The sequence below is a fragment of the Sulfitobacter sp. 1A12157 genome, from assembly GCF_043557345.1.
Lineage (GTDB): Bacteria > Pseudomonadota > Alphaproteobacteria > Rhodobacterales > Rhodobacteraceae > Sulfitobacter.
This window is the reverse complement of the sequence record NZ_JBIFFV010000010.1, coordinates 67,926-81,920: the sequence shown is the minus strand read 5'-3', so window position 1 is coordinate 81,920 and position 13,995 is coordinate 67,926. Positions and strand designations below refer to the sequence as shown.

Annotated in this window: 13 protein-coding genes, 1 pseudogene and 1 riboswitch; of the genes and pseudogenes, 8 read left to right on the top strand and 6 right to left on the bottom strand. The window is 62.7% G+C overall.

Going from position 1 to position 13,995, the window contains the following annotated elements:
• The first annotated feature begins 66 nt into the window (after nucleotides 1-66).
• Genes ACGYLC_RS15940 through ACGYLC_RS15925 form a run of 4 tightly spaced genes read left to right on the top strand, consistent with a single transcriptional unit; the run spans nucleotide 67 to nucleotide 4,794 of the window.
• Nucleotides 67-726 carry an ABC transporter ATP-binding protein gene (locus ACGYLC_RS15940; RefSeq protein WP_067261436.1) on the top strand — a complete coding sequence of 220 codons (660 nt, stop codon included), beginning with the start codon at nucleotides 67-69 and terminating at the stop codon, nucleotides 724-726.
• Complete coding sequence (locus ACGYLC_RS15935) at nucleotides 704-2,440, top strand: capsule biosynthesis protein (RefSeq protein ID WP_394423839.1); 1,737 nt, start codon at nucleotides 704-706, stop codon at nucleotides 2,438-2,440. Before ACGYLC_RS15940 ends, ACGYLC_RS15935 begins: the two co-directional genes overlap by 23 nt.
• Nucleotides 2,437-3,270, top strand: coding sequence for a 3-deoxy-8-phosphooctulonate synthase (gene kdsA / locus ACGYLC_RS15930; protein ID WP_394423837.1), 834 nt, complete (start codon nucleotides 2,437-2,439; stop codon nucleotides 3,268-3,270). Before ACGYLC_RS15935 ends, kdsA begins: the two co-directional genes overlap by 4 nt.
• A gap of 27 nt (nucleotides 3,271-3,297) precedes the next feature.
• Nucleotides 3,298-4,794, top strand: a complete 1,497-nt coding sequence (locus tag ACGYLC_RS15925) for a phosphomannomutase/phosphoglucomutase (RefSeq protein ID WP_394423836.1) — start codon at nucleotides 3,298-3,300, stop codon at nucleotides 4,792-4,794.
• Between the two features lie 76 nt (nucleotides 4,795-4,870).
• Here the strand turns inward: ACGYLC_RS15925 and ACGYLC_RS15920 are convergent, their stop codons facing one another.
• The 5 genes and pseudogenes from ACGYLC_RS15920 to ACGYLC_RS15900 form a co-directional block, all read right to left on the bottom strand.
• Nucleotides 4,871-5,518, bottom strand: coding sequence for a phosphoribosylanthranilate isomerase (locus ACGYLC_RS15920; protein ID WP_394414243.1), 648 nt, complete (start codon nucleotides 5,516-5,518; stop codon nucleotides 4,871-4,873).
• Nucleotides 5,519-5,527: 9 nt separating this feature from the next.
• A complete protein-coding gene (locus tag ACGYLC_RS15915) occupies nucleotides 5,528-5,878 on the bottom strand; it encodes a lipopolysaccharide assembly protein LapA domain-containing protein (RefSeq protein ID WP_067261428.1) in 351 nt (116 codons plus the stop codon).
• Nucleotides 5,878-6,162, bottom strand: coding sequence for an integration host factor subunit beta (ihfB, locus tag ACGYLC_RS15910; RefSeq protein WP_067261426.1), 285 nt, complete (start codon nucleotides 6,160-6,162; stop codon nucleotides 5,878-5,880). The genes ACGYLC_RS15915 and ihfB overlap by 1 nt, the downstream gene beginning before the upstream one ends.
• Nucleotides 6,163-6,446: 284 nt before the next feature.
• Nucleotides 6,447-8,141, bottom strand: a pseudogene (gene rpsA / locus ACGYLC_RS15905) (30S ribosomal protein S1); the annotation flags it as partial.
• 397 nt (nucleotides 8,142-8,538) lie between these two features.
• Nucleotides 8,539-9,291 (bottom strand): response regulator, encoded by a 753-nt coding sequence (locus ACGYLC_RS15900; protein WP_394423835.1) that lies wholly within the window; start codon nucleotides 9,289-9,291, stop codon nucleotides 8,539-8,541.
• A 131-nt stretch (nucleotides 9,292-9,422) separates the two neighbouring features.
• Here ACGYLC_RS15900 and trmB point away from each other — a divergent pair, with 131 nt between their 5' ends.
• The 4 genes from trmB (at nucleotide 9,423) to ACGYLC_RS15880 (ending at nucleotide 12,695) form a co-directional block, all read left to right on the top strand.
• The gene (gene trmB / locus ACGYLC_RS15895) at nucleotides 9,423-10,124 is read left to right on the top strand and encodes a tRNA (guanosine(46)-N7)-methyltransferase TrmB (RefSeq protein ID WP_394423834.1); all 702 of its coding nucleotides are present in this window, start codon (nucleotides 9,423-9,425) and stop codon (nucleotides 10,122-10,124) included.
• Nucleotides 10,125-10,219: 95 nt separating this feature from the next.
• Nucleotides 10,220-11,572 carry a 3-phosphoshikimate 1-carboxyvinyltransferase gene (gene aroA, locus ACGYLC_RS15890; protein ID WP_394423832.1) on the top strand — a complete coding sequence of 451 codons (1,353 nt, stop codon included), beginning with the start codon at nucleotides 10,220-10,222 and terminating at the stop codon, nucleotides 11,570-11,572.
• A complete protein-coding gene (locus ACGYLC_RS15885; RefSeq protein WP_394401439.1) occupies nucleotides 11,569-12,072 on the top strand; it encodes a hypothetical protein in 504 nt (167 codons plus the stop codon). Before aroA ends, ACGYLC_RS15885 begins: the two co-directional genes overlap by 4 nt.
• Entirely contained in the window at nucleotides 12,069-12,695 is a 627-nt protein-coding gene (locus tag ACGYLC_RS15880) for a d(CMP) kinase (RefSeq protein ID WP_322329302.1), read from the top strand. The genes ACGYLC_RS15885 and ACGYLC_RS15880 overlap by 4 nt, the downstream gene beginning before the upstream one ends.
• A 44-nt stretch (nucleotides 12,696-12,739) precedes the next feature.
• Here ACGYLC_RS15880 and metK read toward each other — a convergent pair whose 3' ends face one another.
• Entirely contained in the window at nucleotides 12,740-13,921 is a 1,182-nt protein-coding gene (metK, locus tag ACGYLC_RS15875) for a methionine adenosyltransferase (RefSeq protein WP_394423830.1), read from the bottom strand.
• 4 nt (nucleotides 13,922-13,925) lie between these two features.
• A riboswitch (SAM-SAH riboswitch) is annotated at nucleotides 13,926-13,974 on the bottom strand.
• Between the last annotated feature and the right edge of the window lie 21 nt (nucleotides 13,975-13,995).

Genomic DNA, 13,995 nt, shown 5'->3' with positions numbered 1-13,995 from the left:
ACGGTTATGATACCTCTGATGCCAGAGGCGCCGCGACGCCCCGCTTAGCACCAACCGGAGCAGCGAATGCTGGAATTTGAAAATGTGTCCAAGTCCTTTTGGACGGGATCGCAGCACAAGGTCATTCTTGACCGGGTGTCTTTTCGCGTGGAGCTTGGCAACTCTTTGGGCATTCTGGCCCCCAACGGCACCGGCAAAACGACCCTGATCAACATGATGGCGGGGCTGGAAAAACCCGACGAAGGAGAGATCAGGCGCGGCTGTAACATCTCGTTTCCATTGGGATTTATGGGCGGCGTGGTCAATAAGGTTTCTGCCATGGAGAACGCCCGCTATATCGCGCGGCTCTATGGGCTCGACCCCGATTACGTGGAAAGCTTTTGCCGCTGGCTCTGCGGTCTGGGGGAGTATTTCGATCAGCCGCTCGGCACCTATTCCGCCGGGATGCGGGCGCGCTTCTCTTTCGCGCTGATGTTGGCGCTGGATTTTGATATCTATCTGATTGACGAAGGCATGCCCGGCACGACAGACGTGGAATTCAACCGCAAGGCGGGCGATATTCTGAAAGAACGGCTGCGCACCACGACGATCATCATCGTCTCGCATCAGGCCCATACGCTTGAGAAATTTGCCCGCTCCGCCGCTGTCCTTCTGGATGGCAAGCTACATATGTTCGACACCTTGGAAGAAGCGAAACAGCTCTATGACTACGAAACCCAAGGCTAGAAAATTCCGCATCCGCAAGGCGCCGCCCCCCTCCAGCGGCAGCGCCGCGCCGAGCAGCGCCGAGAAGGCGCAGGCCGCCCAGAGCGATGCCGAAAAGGCCGCGCGCAAGGCCAAACTGCGCGCCGTTGCGGATGCGACCGAGGTAGAGCCCTCGCACAGCAAGGAAGCCTTGGAACACGCCGCGCGCAGCGGCAAAGCCCCCCATTCCGAGAACGCCCGCTCGGGCGAGGTGTCCTCTGCCAATGAAGTTTCGGCCGAGCAGGATATCGACGCGATCCGCCGCGAGGGGCTGACGGGCCGCCAATTGCGCATGGCGCGCCGCGTGGCGCAGAAACACGGGTTGGCGCCGACCTCGGATTTCGACGCGGTGCGCCTTTTGCGGGCCAAGGGGATCGACCCGTTTCAGCGGTCCAACATGCTGGAACTCGTGGTGCCGCAGTCGGGCGATCCGGCGGGCAGCGGTCTGCCCGCCACCCGCGGCCAGCCCGGCGATCCGAAGGTGCAACTGCCCCAGACCACGCCCCGCGGCCCGCGCGGCCTGCCCTCGACCGATGTCAGCCCCGCCGAACGCCGCCAGCGCGAGATCTCGGACATTCAGCGCGACATCACCCGCCGCCGCCGCCGCAAAGCGGCCATGCTGCTGGTCCGGCTCGCCTTTTTCGTCATGCTGCCGACTATTGCCGCGGGTTACTATTTCTACAAAATCGCCACGCCGATGTATGCCACCGAAAGCCAGTTTCTGATCATTCAGAACGAAGGTGGCGGCGGTTCCAGCCCCTTTGGCGGGCTGCTGCCCACGCAATTCGCCAATAGCGCCGACAGCATCGCCACGCAGGCCTATCTGCAATCGAAAGACGCGATGCTGCGGCTCGACGAAGACGCAGGGTTTCGCGCCCATTTCGCCGATCCTGAGATCGACGCCATCCAACGGCTTTCGGAGAACCCCAGCAACGAAGAAGCCTACAAGACCTACAAGAAGAACGTCAAAATCGGCTACGACCCGACCGAAGGCGTGATCCGGATGGAGGTGATCGCCGCCGATCCCGAGGTCTCGGAACAATTCTCGAAACGTCTGCTCACCTATGCCGAAGAGCGGGTGAACAACCTGAGCAAGCAAAAGCGCGAAGACGGGATGCGCGACGCGCTTGAGGGCTATGAAACGGCGTTGGAAAACCGCCGTGCAGCGCAGGAGGCGCTGATCAAATTGCAGGTCGACAACAACGTCGACCCCGAGGCGATGATCGCCTCAATCCGCACACAGATCACCAATTACGAGACCCTGCTGATCGAAAAGGAACTCGAACTCGCCGCCCTGCTCGACAACCAGCGCCCGAACCAAGCCAAGGTCGATGGCGCGCGCGGTGATGTGCGACGGCTGCGCGAGCAGCTTACCAAACTACGCGAGCGGATGACCGCCGCCAGTGAAGGCGAAAACTCGCTGGCGCAACAGGCCGTCGCCGCACAGCTTGCGCAGGCCGATCTGGCCTCTGCCGACATGGTGCTGCAAAGCGCGCAAACCGCAATGGAACAGGCCCGAACCGAGGCTGGGCGGCAGGTCCGCTACCTCACTGTGGCGGTCAACCCCGTCGCCCCGGACGAGGCGACCTACCCGCGCAAGTTCGAAAACACGATATTGGCTTTCCTTATCTTTGCAGGCATCTACCTGATGTTATCCCTGACAGCGTCCATTCTAAGAGAACAGGTAACTTCATGACCCAGCTGCGCATCGGCAATCTGACCGTCGGCAATGATCGTCCCCTCACCGTGATCGCTGGCCCCTGCCAGTTGGAGAGCGAAGACCACGCGCAGATGGTCGCGGGGGTTCTGAAAGAAGCCTGTGACGCCGCAGGCGCGCAGTTCATCTTCAAGGGCAGCTATGACAAGGCCAACCGCACCTCCCTTTCGGGCAAGCGCGGGCTGGGCATCGAGAAGGGGCTGCAAGTCCTGCAATCTGTGGCGCGTGCCAATGACGTGCCGGTGCTGACGGATGTGCATAACGAGGCGCAATGCGCGCAGGCCGGTGAGGTGGTCGACGTGCTGCAAATCCCCGCCTTCCTCTGCCGCCAAACCGACCTGCTGCTCGCCGCCGGGGAGACGGGAAAGGCGGTGAACGTGAAGAAGGGGCAGTTCCTCGCCCCTTGGGAAATGCAGAACATCGTCGACAAGATCGAAAGCACGGGCAACAAGAACATCCTGCTGACCGAGCGCGGCACGACCTTTGGCTACAACACGTTGGTTGCCGACATGCGCAGCCTGCCGCAGATGGCTCAGACCGGCTATCCGGTGGTGATGGACGCCACCCACTCCGTCGCCCAGCCGGGCGGCAAGGGCGGCTCTTCGGGCGGTCAGCGTGAGTTTGCCCCTGTCATGGCCCGCGCCGCGGCTGCCATCGGTGTGGCGGCGATCTTCATGGAAACCCACGAAGACCCCGACCGCGCGCCCAGTGACGGGCCCAATATGATCTACCTCGATCAGATGCCGGGGCTGATCAACCTGTTGATGCAATTCGACGCGCTGGCCAAAAGCCATCCGCTGACTTTCTAAATTTATCTTAAAAAGCGAGTATTTGACGTGAGCAAACCGGCCTCCACCGTGACCCCGAACACTTGGGAATTTCTCCGCGATGCGATGATCACCCCGACAGGCTTTCGCGAGTATGACGCGCGTTGGAAATACCCCGACGACATCAACCTGCCCGGCATCACCGCCCTTGGCCTCGGCCTTGGCATGCAGATGCATGCGCGCGGGATCGAGCCTGTCATCGCCGTGGGCAATGACTATCGCGACTATTCGCTCTCGATCAAAAACGCGCTGATGCTGGGGCTGATGCAGGCCGGGATCACGGTCAAGGATATCGGCCCGGCGCTTTCCCCAATGGCCTATTTCGCCCAGTTCCACCTCGATGCCCCCGCCGTTGCCATGGTCACCGCCAGCCACAACCCGAACGGCTGGACCGGCGTGAAAATGGGCTTTCAACGCCCCCTGACCCACGGCCCCGATGAGATGGCCGAGCTGCGCGACATCGTGTTGAATGGCCGGGGCGAGCGGCGTCCGGGCGGGGGTTATGAGTTCGTCGACGGCGTGCGCGAAGCCTATCTGGATGACCTTGTCGGTGACTTCAAAATGACCCGCAAACTCAAGGTCGTCTGCGCCACCGGCAATGGCACCGCCTCGGCTTTCGCGCCCGAACTCTTCCGCCGCTTGGGGGTCGAAGTCGTCGATAGCCACAACACGCTCGACTACACCTTCCCCCATTACAACCCGAACCCCGAAGCCATGGAAATGCTGCATGACATGGCCAACAGCGTCCGCGCCTCCGGTGCCGATCTGGCGCTTGGTTTCGACGGGGACGGCGACCGCTGCGGCGTGGTAGATGACGAGGGCGAAGAGATTTTCGCCGATAAGATGGGCGTCATCATGGCCCGTGATCTGGCCAAGCTGCACCCAAACAGCACCTTCGTCGCCGATGTGAAATCCACCGGTCTCTTTGCCTCGGACCCTGAGTTGCAGAAACACGGGGCCAAGGCGGACTATTGGAAAACCGGCCATAGCCACATGAAACGCCGGGTCAAAGAACTGGGCGCGCTGGCGGGCTTCGAAAAGTCCGGTCACTACTTCTTGGCCGAGCCAATTGGCCGGGGCTATGACTGTGGCATGCGCGTGGCGGTGGAAATCTGTAAGCTGATGGACCGCAACCCCGACAAATCCATGTCGGACCTGCGCCGCGCCCTGCCCCAGACCTATTCGACGCCCACCATGTCGCCCTATGCCTCGGACACCGAAAAATACGACATCCTCGACCGGATCGTGGAAAAGCTTGTCGCCAAGGCCGATGCCGGGGAGAAGATCGGTGGCCGCGCGATTGCCGAGGTCATCACCGTCAACGGCGCGCGCGTCATGCTGGACAATGGCGGCTGGGGCCTTGTGCGGGCCTCCTCCAACACGCCGAACCTTGTCGTGGTCTGCGAGAGCCCCGAATCCGACGCGGAAATGCGCGCGATCTTCGCCGATATCGACGCGGTGATCCGCACCGAGCCGAACGTGGGCGATTACGATCAATCGATCTGATCGCCAATTTTGGCACCAGAACGACAAAGGCCCGGGGCATCGCCACCGGGCCTTTTTTTCTTTTAAGTAGAGCGGGTTACTTCAGCGCCGCCTCGCAGAAGGCGCGAATGCGCTCGGCATCCTTCACCCCCGGCGCGCTTTCGACCCCGGAAGAGACATCGACCTGCCGCGCCCCGGTCAGAGCAATCGCCTCCGCCACATTCTCGGCGTTCAGACCGCCGGCGAGCATCCAAGGCTTGGGCCAGCGCCGCCCGGCGATCAGCCGCCAGTCAAAGGCCAGCCCATTCCCGCCCGGCAGCACCGCATCCTTGGGCGGTTTGGCATCGACCAGAAGTTGATCCGCGACGGTGACATAGTCGTTCAGCAGCGCCAGATCATCGCGATCCGCCACGCCCACTGCCTTCATCACCGGCAGCCCATAGCGCGCCTTGACCTCGGCCACCCGCGCGGGGCTTTCGCTGCCGTGCAGCTGTAGCATGTCCAGAAAGGGCACCGCCGCCAGCAACGCATCCAGCGCCGCATCGTCGGCATTGACGGTCAGCGCGACCTTGCAAATCCCGTCAGGCACGGCTTCGGTCATATGGGCCGCGGCTTCCAGCGACAGATGGCGGGGGGATTTTTCGAAAAAGACAAACCCCAGCGTGCGTGCGCCCGCCAAGAGGGCAGCGGGCACATCGGCAGGGTCGGTCAAACCGCAGATTTTTACGTTAACGTTCTCAGGCATGGGTGGGGTTTAGCCTGCTTCGTCAAGCAGCGCCAGCACCTCATCCTTGCCCTGATGCTTCTCTTCCTTGAGGCGGATCACCTCCCGCTCCAACCGACGACGCTCACGCGCTTGCCGCGCCAGTTCGGCGCGGTGGCCGTGTTCGCGGATCCACTCCCAAACGAAGCCCACCAAAAGCCCCACGATAATCCCGCCAAGGATCACGATAAAGAGCGGCAGTTCGATAGAGGGGTTCACGGCAAACCAACCTGAAATCTCGGTCGGAAGCACTTGAAGTGTCACGATATTCCGGTTCGCCAAAGCAACGGAAACCAGCGCAATCGCGAAAAGCGCGATGCAAGCATAACGAATGTAACGCATCAGCTTTTCCCGTTCAGCCGGTCACGCAACAGCTTGCCCGTCTTGAAGAAGGGCACATGCTTCTCTTCGACATTCACCGTCTCACCCGTGCGCGGGTTGCGCCCCACGCGGGCATCGCGTTTCTTAACGGAAAAAGCACCGAAGCCGCGCAATTCCACCCGGTCCCCACGCGCCATGGCGCCCGTGATCTCATCAAAGACCGTGTTTACGATCCGCTCAACATCACGCTGATAAAGATGCGGATTGTCGTCAGCGATCTTCTGGATCAGTTCCGACCGGATCATGGCACGTCCCCCGAGAATTTATTGATGTCTTACCCGACTATAGGAAATAACGCCCCACACGGGAAGGTGTTCCGCCAGCGCCGCGATAGATTTTTCGCAGCGAAACCCCTGTTTTTTCGGCTTTTTTCCGCCGCCTTTCGGCGCTGAAGGCCGCAGCGCGCGGGGATTGGGCACGACGGGCAAAACCCGCTTTGCGATTCGACCGCGCCCCCGGAACAGCAAAAGGCCCCGCATGTCGCCATGCGGGGCCTTCGCTAAGGTCACATATTCAACGCGGAATATGCTTACTCGTCGTCGCCTTTCAGCGCCGCACCAAGGATGTCGCCCAAGCTCGCGCCGGAGTCGGAAGAACCGTACTGCTGTACCGCCTCTTTCTCTTCCGCGATCTCGCGTGCCTTGATGGAGACGCCAAGACGGTGTGCTTTCGCGTCAACGTTGGTGATGCGCACGTCGACCTTGTCACCGACCGAGAAACGCTCAGGGCGCTGTTCGGCACGGTCACGGCTGAGGTCGGAACGACGGATGAAGCTCTTCATGCCTTCGTATTCGACTTCGATGCCGCCATCTTCGATGGAGGTCACGGTCACGGTCACGATCGAGCCGCGCTTCACGCCGCCTACGGCTTCGGCGAACTTGTCACCGCCGACGTTCTTGATCGAGAGCGAGATGCGCTCTTTCTCGACGTCCACTTCGGAGACGACGGCCTGAACCACGTCACCCTTGCGGTAGTCTTGGATCGCTTCCTCGCCGCGCTGGTCCCAGCTGAGGTCCGACAGGTGAACCATGCCGTCGATGTCGCCGGGCAGGCCAACGAACAGACCGAATTCGGTGATGTTCTTGACTTCGCCTTCGACTTCGGTGCCCTCGGGGTGGGTCTCAGCGAAGACTTCCCATGGGTTACGCATGGTCTGCTTGAGACCAAGGGAAACGCGACGCTTGGCGCTGTCGATTTCCAGAACCATGACTTCGACTTCTTGGCTTGTGGACACGATCTTGCCGGGGTGCACGTTCTTCTTGGTCCAGGACATCTCGGAGACGTGGACCAGACCTTCGACACCGGGCTCCAGCTCGACGAATGCGCCGTAGTCGGTGATGTTGGTCACGCGGCCGCTGTGCACGGAACCCAGCGGGTATTTCGCGCCGACCAGATCCCAGGGATCTTCCTGCAGCTGCTTCATGCCGAGGCTGATGCGGTGGGTCTCTTTGTTGATCTTGATGACCTGAACCTTGATGGTCTCGCCGATCGACAGGATCTCGGAGGGGTGGTTCACGCGGCGCCATGCCATGTCGGTGACGTGCAGCAGGCCGTCAACACCGCCGAGGTCAACAAAGGCACCGTATTCGGTGATGTTCTTGACCACACCATCGACGGTCTGACCTTCGGTCAGGTTGCCAATGACTTCGGCACGCTGTTCGGCGCGGGACTCTTCGAGGATCGCACGGCGCGATACAACGATGTTGCCACGACGGCGGTCCATCTTGAGGATTTGGAACGGCTGCTTGAGACCCATGAGCGGGCCTGCGTCGCGCACGGGGCGCACGTCAACCTGCGAGCCCGGCAGGAATGCAACTGCGCCGCCGAGGTCGACGGTGAAGCCACCTTTGACACGGCCAAAGATCGCGCCTTCGACACGCTCTTCTGCGGCATAGGCTTTTTCCAGACGATCCCAGGCTTCCTCACGGCGGGCCATTTCGCGGCTGATGACAGCTTCGCCACGCGCGTTTTCGACTTGGCGAAGGAAAACTTCGACTTCGTCGCCAACTTCGATTTTGGGGGATTCGCCGGGATCAGCAAATTCTTTCAGCTCAACGCGGCCTTCCATTTTGTAGCCGACGTCGATGATGGCTTGGCCCGCTTCGACAGCGATCACCTTGCCTTTGACGACTGTGCCCTCTTGGGGCGTGTCCATTTCAAAGCTTTCGTTAAGAAGCGCTTCGAATTCGTCCATTGCTTTGGTCATGTAGCTTTTCGTATCCTTATCAAATGTTTCTGGCCGCGCGGTTGTCTCCGCCGGTCTGGAGTTGCAATTGGTCGTTGTGGTGGCACCGTGCCGTTCTTGTCAGAAAAGCTCCGACATCAAGCACAGCGGTTGACCCGCAGCCGAACGCAAACAAAAGAGGGCCGGTTGGTACCGACCCTGCCCGTTATATCGCGCCCGAAGCTGTAACCGCCCCTTAGACAGGGCGCGTATAGGCGAATTTTGCCGCTCCTGCAAGGGCTATGGCGTGTCGGCCGGGGAATATGCGGGGTTCTGCCGGGCAAGGGTTCCGTAGCAAGCCCGGGCAAAGAGGGCAGCACAACGGATCAGGCCGAGCGCCGCGCTGCACCCTTTTCCGAGCGATCTTTACCGCCCCCCGCCGCGGTAAGCCTGCCGCTTACCCGCCCCAGCCCGCGCCCAGCCCCGGCGTGGGTTTCGGCGGATTGGCCAGATCCCCTTCGGCAAGGTCACTGCCCTGATAGCTGGCCAAATCCTCAACGAACTCCCAAAGGCGCAGAAAGGTGTCGTCGATCTTGGTCAGCACCTCCGCCACGGCGGCGGGGTTCGACCGGTCCAAGGCCGAAAGGGCGTGCATGCTGTCGGTCACCATCGGCTTGATATCCCGCGCGCATTCCTCGGTGAACCGCCGCAGAACGCTTTGCAACTCACACCGTCTTTGTTCCTGCGTGGCCACGCCCAGTTGCAGCGCGGTCTTGTGAAGCGCGTGAAAGGCGGAACGCCTCAGCGTGCTTTGAGACAGTTCATCCTTTGCGATATAGTCACTACAGCCGCCGCGCAGCGCTTCGATCGCAACCTCGCTTTGCTCTGTCCCGGTGATCATCACCGTGGCGACACCGCCGTTGCGCGGGTGGGCGCGGATCATTTGCAAACCCAGCAAACCATCCCCATCGGGCAGGGTATAGTCCAACAGGATCAAATCGAACGCCCCCTCATCCAATTGCTGGCCAAGGGCGGCAAGGCTCTCTGCCTCCGTCAGGGAGACAGGAAAGTCCAGCCCGCCGCAGAGCCGCTTGATCCGCATCCGGTCGAAGCGCTGGTCATCCACGATCAGAATACGCGCCGCCGTCACAGGTTTCGCCGCGCCATCCGCCCTATTGCCTGCACCGCTTCCGCGTTTTGCCACGCTCATCAGCCGTCCCCCTGCTTTGCCTGGGCATTTAGCCCCATGGAGCCTAACAAACGGTTAACCGCCCTCTATTCCCGCGCCGCTCTGAAAGAGGAATGTTGCGGTGGCGCGGCGGGGCCGCTACATGAGCCGCCATGAGTGATACAACACGCCCCCGCCGCAACTTCTATGGCCGCCTCAAAGGCAAGGCCCTGAAGAAGTCGCAAAAGACCTATATCGACGAAAACCTCGACGCATTGTCGCCGGGGGCCGTCGATTGGGAGAGCAATCCCGACCGCAAGCCCCTCGACCTTGATACGCTGTTTGGCGGGCGCAAGGTCTGGCTGGAAATCGGCTTTGGCGGTGGTGAGCATCTGGTGCATCAGGCCGGGCAGAACCCCGATGTGGGCATCATCGGCTGCGAGCCCTATATCAACGGCGTCGCGATGTTGCTGGGCAAAATCCGACGCGCGGGCGTGGACAACCTCGCCATTCACCCCGGTGACGTGCGCGATATGTTCGATGTGCTGCCCGAAGCCTCCATCGACCGGGCGTTCCTGCTCTATCCCGATCCTTGGCCGAAAACCCGCCACCACCGCCGCCGTTTCGTCACGCCCGAGCATCTTGAGCCGCTGGCCCGCGTGTTGAAACCCGGCGCGATCTTCCGCGTGGCGACGGATATCGAGGATTACGTTCGCCAGACGCTCGAACAGGTGCCGCAGCATGGGTTTGACTGGCTGGCCGAAGGGCCGGACGATTGGCGCGCGCCTTGGGATGATTGGATTTCGACCCGCTATGAGCAAAAGGCGCTGCGCGAAGGCCGCACGCCGCATTACCTGACCTTCCGCAAACACTGAACCGCGCCGCCTGATCGCCAGCCATCGCACGCGCGGCGATGGACGCTGCCGCCCGCCTGCGATAATAGGAACCTTGAGCAGATCAGAGGTACCTCATGTCCAGTCACGGCAGCCCCATTCCCATGTCATCGCGCGCCTGCGGGCCGCTTAGCGGCATCGCCGAAGTGCCCGGCGACAAGTCGATCTCGCACCGCAGCCTGATCCTTGGCGCCATGGCCGTGGGCGAAACCACGATCACCGGGCTTTTGGAAGGGCAAGACGTGCTCGACACCGCCAAAGCCATGCGCGCTTTCGGAGCCGAGGTGGTCGACCATGGCGGCGGCTCCTATTCCGTGCACGGCGTGGGCGTCGGCGGTTTCGCCGAGCCTGACAATGTGATCGACTGCGGCAATTCCGGCACTGGCGTGCGGCTGCTGATGGGGGCGATGGCGACCTCTCCGATCTCGGTGACCTTCACCGGCGATGCCAGCCTCAACAGCCGCCCGATGGCGCGGGTGACCGATCCGCTGGCGCTGTTCGGCACGCAATCGGTGGGGCGCGCCGGGGGCCGCCTGCCGATGACACTCGTGGGCGCGGTCGAGCCTGTGCCGGTGCGCTACACCGTGCCAGTGCCTTCGGCGCAGGTGAAATCCGCGGTGCTGCTGGCGGGGCTGAATGCGCCGGGCAAAACCGTGGTGATCGAGGCCGAGGCCACCCGCGACCATACCGAGCGGATGCTGGCAGGATTTGGTGCCGAGATCACGGTCGAAGAGACTGACGAAGGCCGCGTCATCACCCTGACCGGCCAGCCCGAGTTGAAGCCGCAGCATATCGACGTGCCGCGCGACCCCTCCTCCGCCGCCTTCCCCGTCTGCGCCGCACTGATCGTGCCCGGCTCGGACGTGCTGGTGCCGGGCATCGGCCTGAACCCGACCCGCGCGGGGCTGTTCACCGCCCTGCGCGAGATGGGCGCGGATCTGACGTATGAAAACGAACGTACCGAGGGCGGCGAGCCCGTGGCCGACCTGCGTGCGAAGTTCTCGCCCAACCTCAAGGGCATCGAAGTGCCGCCCGAACGGGCTGCCAGCATGATCGACGAATACCCCGTGCTCTCGGTCGTGGCGGCCTGCGCCACGGGCGAGACCGTGATGCGCGGCGTCAAGGAACTGCGCGTCAAGGAAAGCGACCGGATCGAGGCCATGGCCAGCGGGCTGCGCGCCAATGGGGTCGCGGTCGAGGACGGGCCCGATTGGTGGACCGTCAAAGGGCTGGGCCATGGCAATATCCCCGGTGGTGCGACCTGCCAGAGCCATCTCGACCACCGCATCGCCATGTCGTTCCTGATCCTTGGCATGGTCGCGCAACAGCCCGTGCAGGTGGACGATGGCGGACCCATCGCCACCTCCTTCCCGATTTTCGAGCCGCTGATGGCCTCCTTGGGTGCGCAGGTCGAACGGTTGCCTGCGTGACAGGCGACCGGCTGATCTGGCTCAGCCTTTGCGCTGCACTGGCCTTTGCAGCCCTCGCGGGCTTTGCCGAGACACATCTGCGCGCGGCGGGCATGGGCGTTTTGGACGGGCGGCTTCTGGGCTATGATCTGACCGAGGCGCGCGCCTATCTGGCCGCTCTCAGCCCCGCGCAGACGGCGCTGTATCTCGGCCAGTTCCGGCTGGCCGACACCGCCGTCCCCGCCCTTCTGGCACTGGCCTTGCTGCTGTGGTTCCGGCGCTGGTCGGCGGGCGGGCTGCGGCTGGGGCTGACGCTAGCCGTGGCGCTGTATCTGGGGGCGGATTACACCGAAAACATGCTGATCGGACGGCTGGTCGAATTGGGGCCGGACCGGATCACCGCACAGGCCGTCGCAACGGCGAGCCTGTTCACAGTGGCGAAATGGGTGATACTGGCGGGCTGTTTCACGGCGGCCCTGCTGCTTGGCCTGCGGGCCCGGAACAAAAGGAATTTGCAATGACAGATAACAGAACCAACGGCATCACCGTTGCCATCGACGGCCCCGCGGCGGCGGGCAAAGGCACCGTGGCCAAGGCGGTGGCGGCGCATTTCGGCTTCGCGCATCTCGACACCGGGCTTTTGTACCGCGCGGTCGCGGCCAAGACCCTCACCGGGATGGACCCCGAGGAAGCGGCCCGGACCCTCGCCCCCGTCGATTTGGAAGACCCCAGCCTGCGCAGCCCCGAGGTGGCGCAAGAGGCCAGCAAAGTGGCCGTGATCCCCGCGGTGCGTGCCGCCCTCGTGCGGTTCCAGCGCAGCTTTGCCACCCGCGCGGGCGGTGCGGTGCTCGACGGGCGCGACATCGGCACGGTGATCTGCCCCGACGCGCCGGTCAAACTCTTCATCACCGCCAGCCCCGAAGTGCGCGCACAGCGCCGTTTCGCCGAACTGTCGGGCAAGGGGATCGAGACCAGCTATGAAGACGTGTTGGAGGACGTGCGCCAGCGCGACCTGCGCGACATGAGCCGGGACCAAGCGCCGCTGAAACCTGCTGAGGACGCCAAGCAGATCGACACGACGGAAATGGCGATCGAAGATGCGGTGGCCGCCGCCGTGGCCTTGGTCGAGGCGAAACGGGGCTAACCCCGCTGCAAAAAGGTGGGCGCTGTCGCCCACCCCCTTGATACTTATACAGCCGCTTTCAACTGATCGACCAGATCGCGGCGCTCCCAGCTGAAACCGCCATCCGCGTCGGGCGCGCGGCCAAAGTGGCCATAGGCCGCCGTGCGCTGGTAGATCGGCTTGTTCAATTGCAAATGCTCGCGAATGCCGCGCGGGGTCAGGTCGATGATCTGGCGGATCGCCTTTTCGATCGCCGCGTCATGGACGTCACCGGTGCCATGGGTGTCGCAATAGATCGACAGCGGCTCGCTCACCCCAATCGCATAGCTAAGTTGGATGGTGCATTTGTTCGCCAGCCCCGCCGCCACGACGTTCTTGGCCAGATAGCGCGCCACATAGGCCGCCGAACGGTCGACCTTGGTCGGGTCTTTGCCCGAGAACGCCCCGCCGCCATGCGGTGCGGCCCCGCCATAGGTGTCGACGATGATCTTGCGCCCGGTGAGGCCCGCGTCGCCATCCGGCCCGCCGATCACGAAAACGCCGGTGGGGTTCACGTGCCAGACGGTGTCGGCGTCGATCCACCCCTCGGGCAGAACCTCGCGAATATAGGGCTCCACGATCAGGCGGATATCGGCGCTGGTCTGGCTTTCGCTCTCATGCTGGGTCGACAGCACGATGGAGCTTACGCCGACCGGCTTGCCGTTCTCGTAACGCACCGAAAGTTGGCTTTTCGCATCGGGCCGCAGGGTCGGCTCGGTCCCGTCTTTGCGCACCTCGGCCAGACGGCGCAGGATCGCATGGGCGTAGTGGATCGGTGCGGGCATCAACTCGGGCGTCTCATCGGTGGCAAAACCGAACATGATGCCCTGATCGCCTGCGCCCTCTTCCTTGCCATCGGCGGCATCGACGCCTTGAGCGATATGCGCCGACTGCGGGTGCAGCAGATTGGTGATCTCACATGTCGCGTGGTGGAACTCATCCTGCTCGTAACCGATGTCTTTGATGCAGGCGCGGGCGATATCCTCAACACCCGCCAGATATTCATCGAGCTTGGCCTTGTTGGCCAGCCCGACCTCGCCCCCGATCACGACGCGGTTGGTGGTGGCAAAGGTTTCGGCGGCGACCCGCGCTTCGGGTTCCTCGCTGATGAAAGCGTCGAGGATGGCATCGGAAATCCGGTCGCAGACCTTATCCGGGTGCCCCTCGGAAACGGATTCCGAAGTGAAAGTATAGTTCTGACGGGACATGTAGTGCTCCAATAAAAATTACGCACCACGTCAGGAAGCCGTTGTGGTGCTCTCCCAACGGCTTAGACAACCGC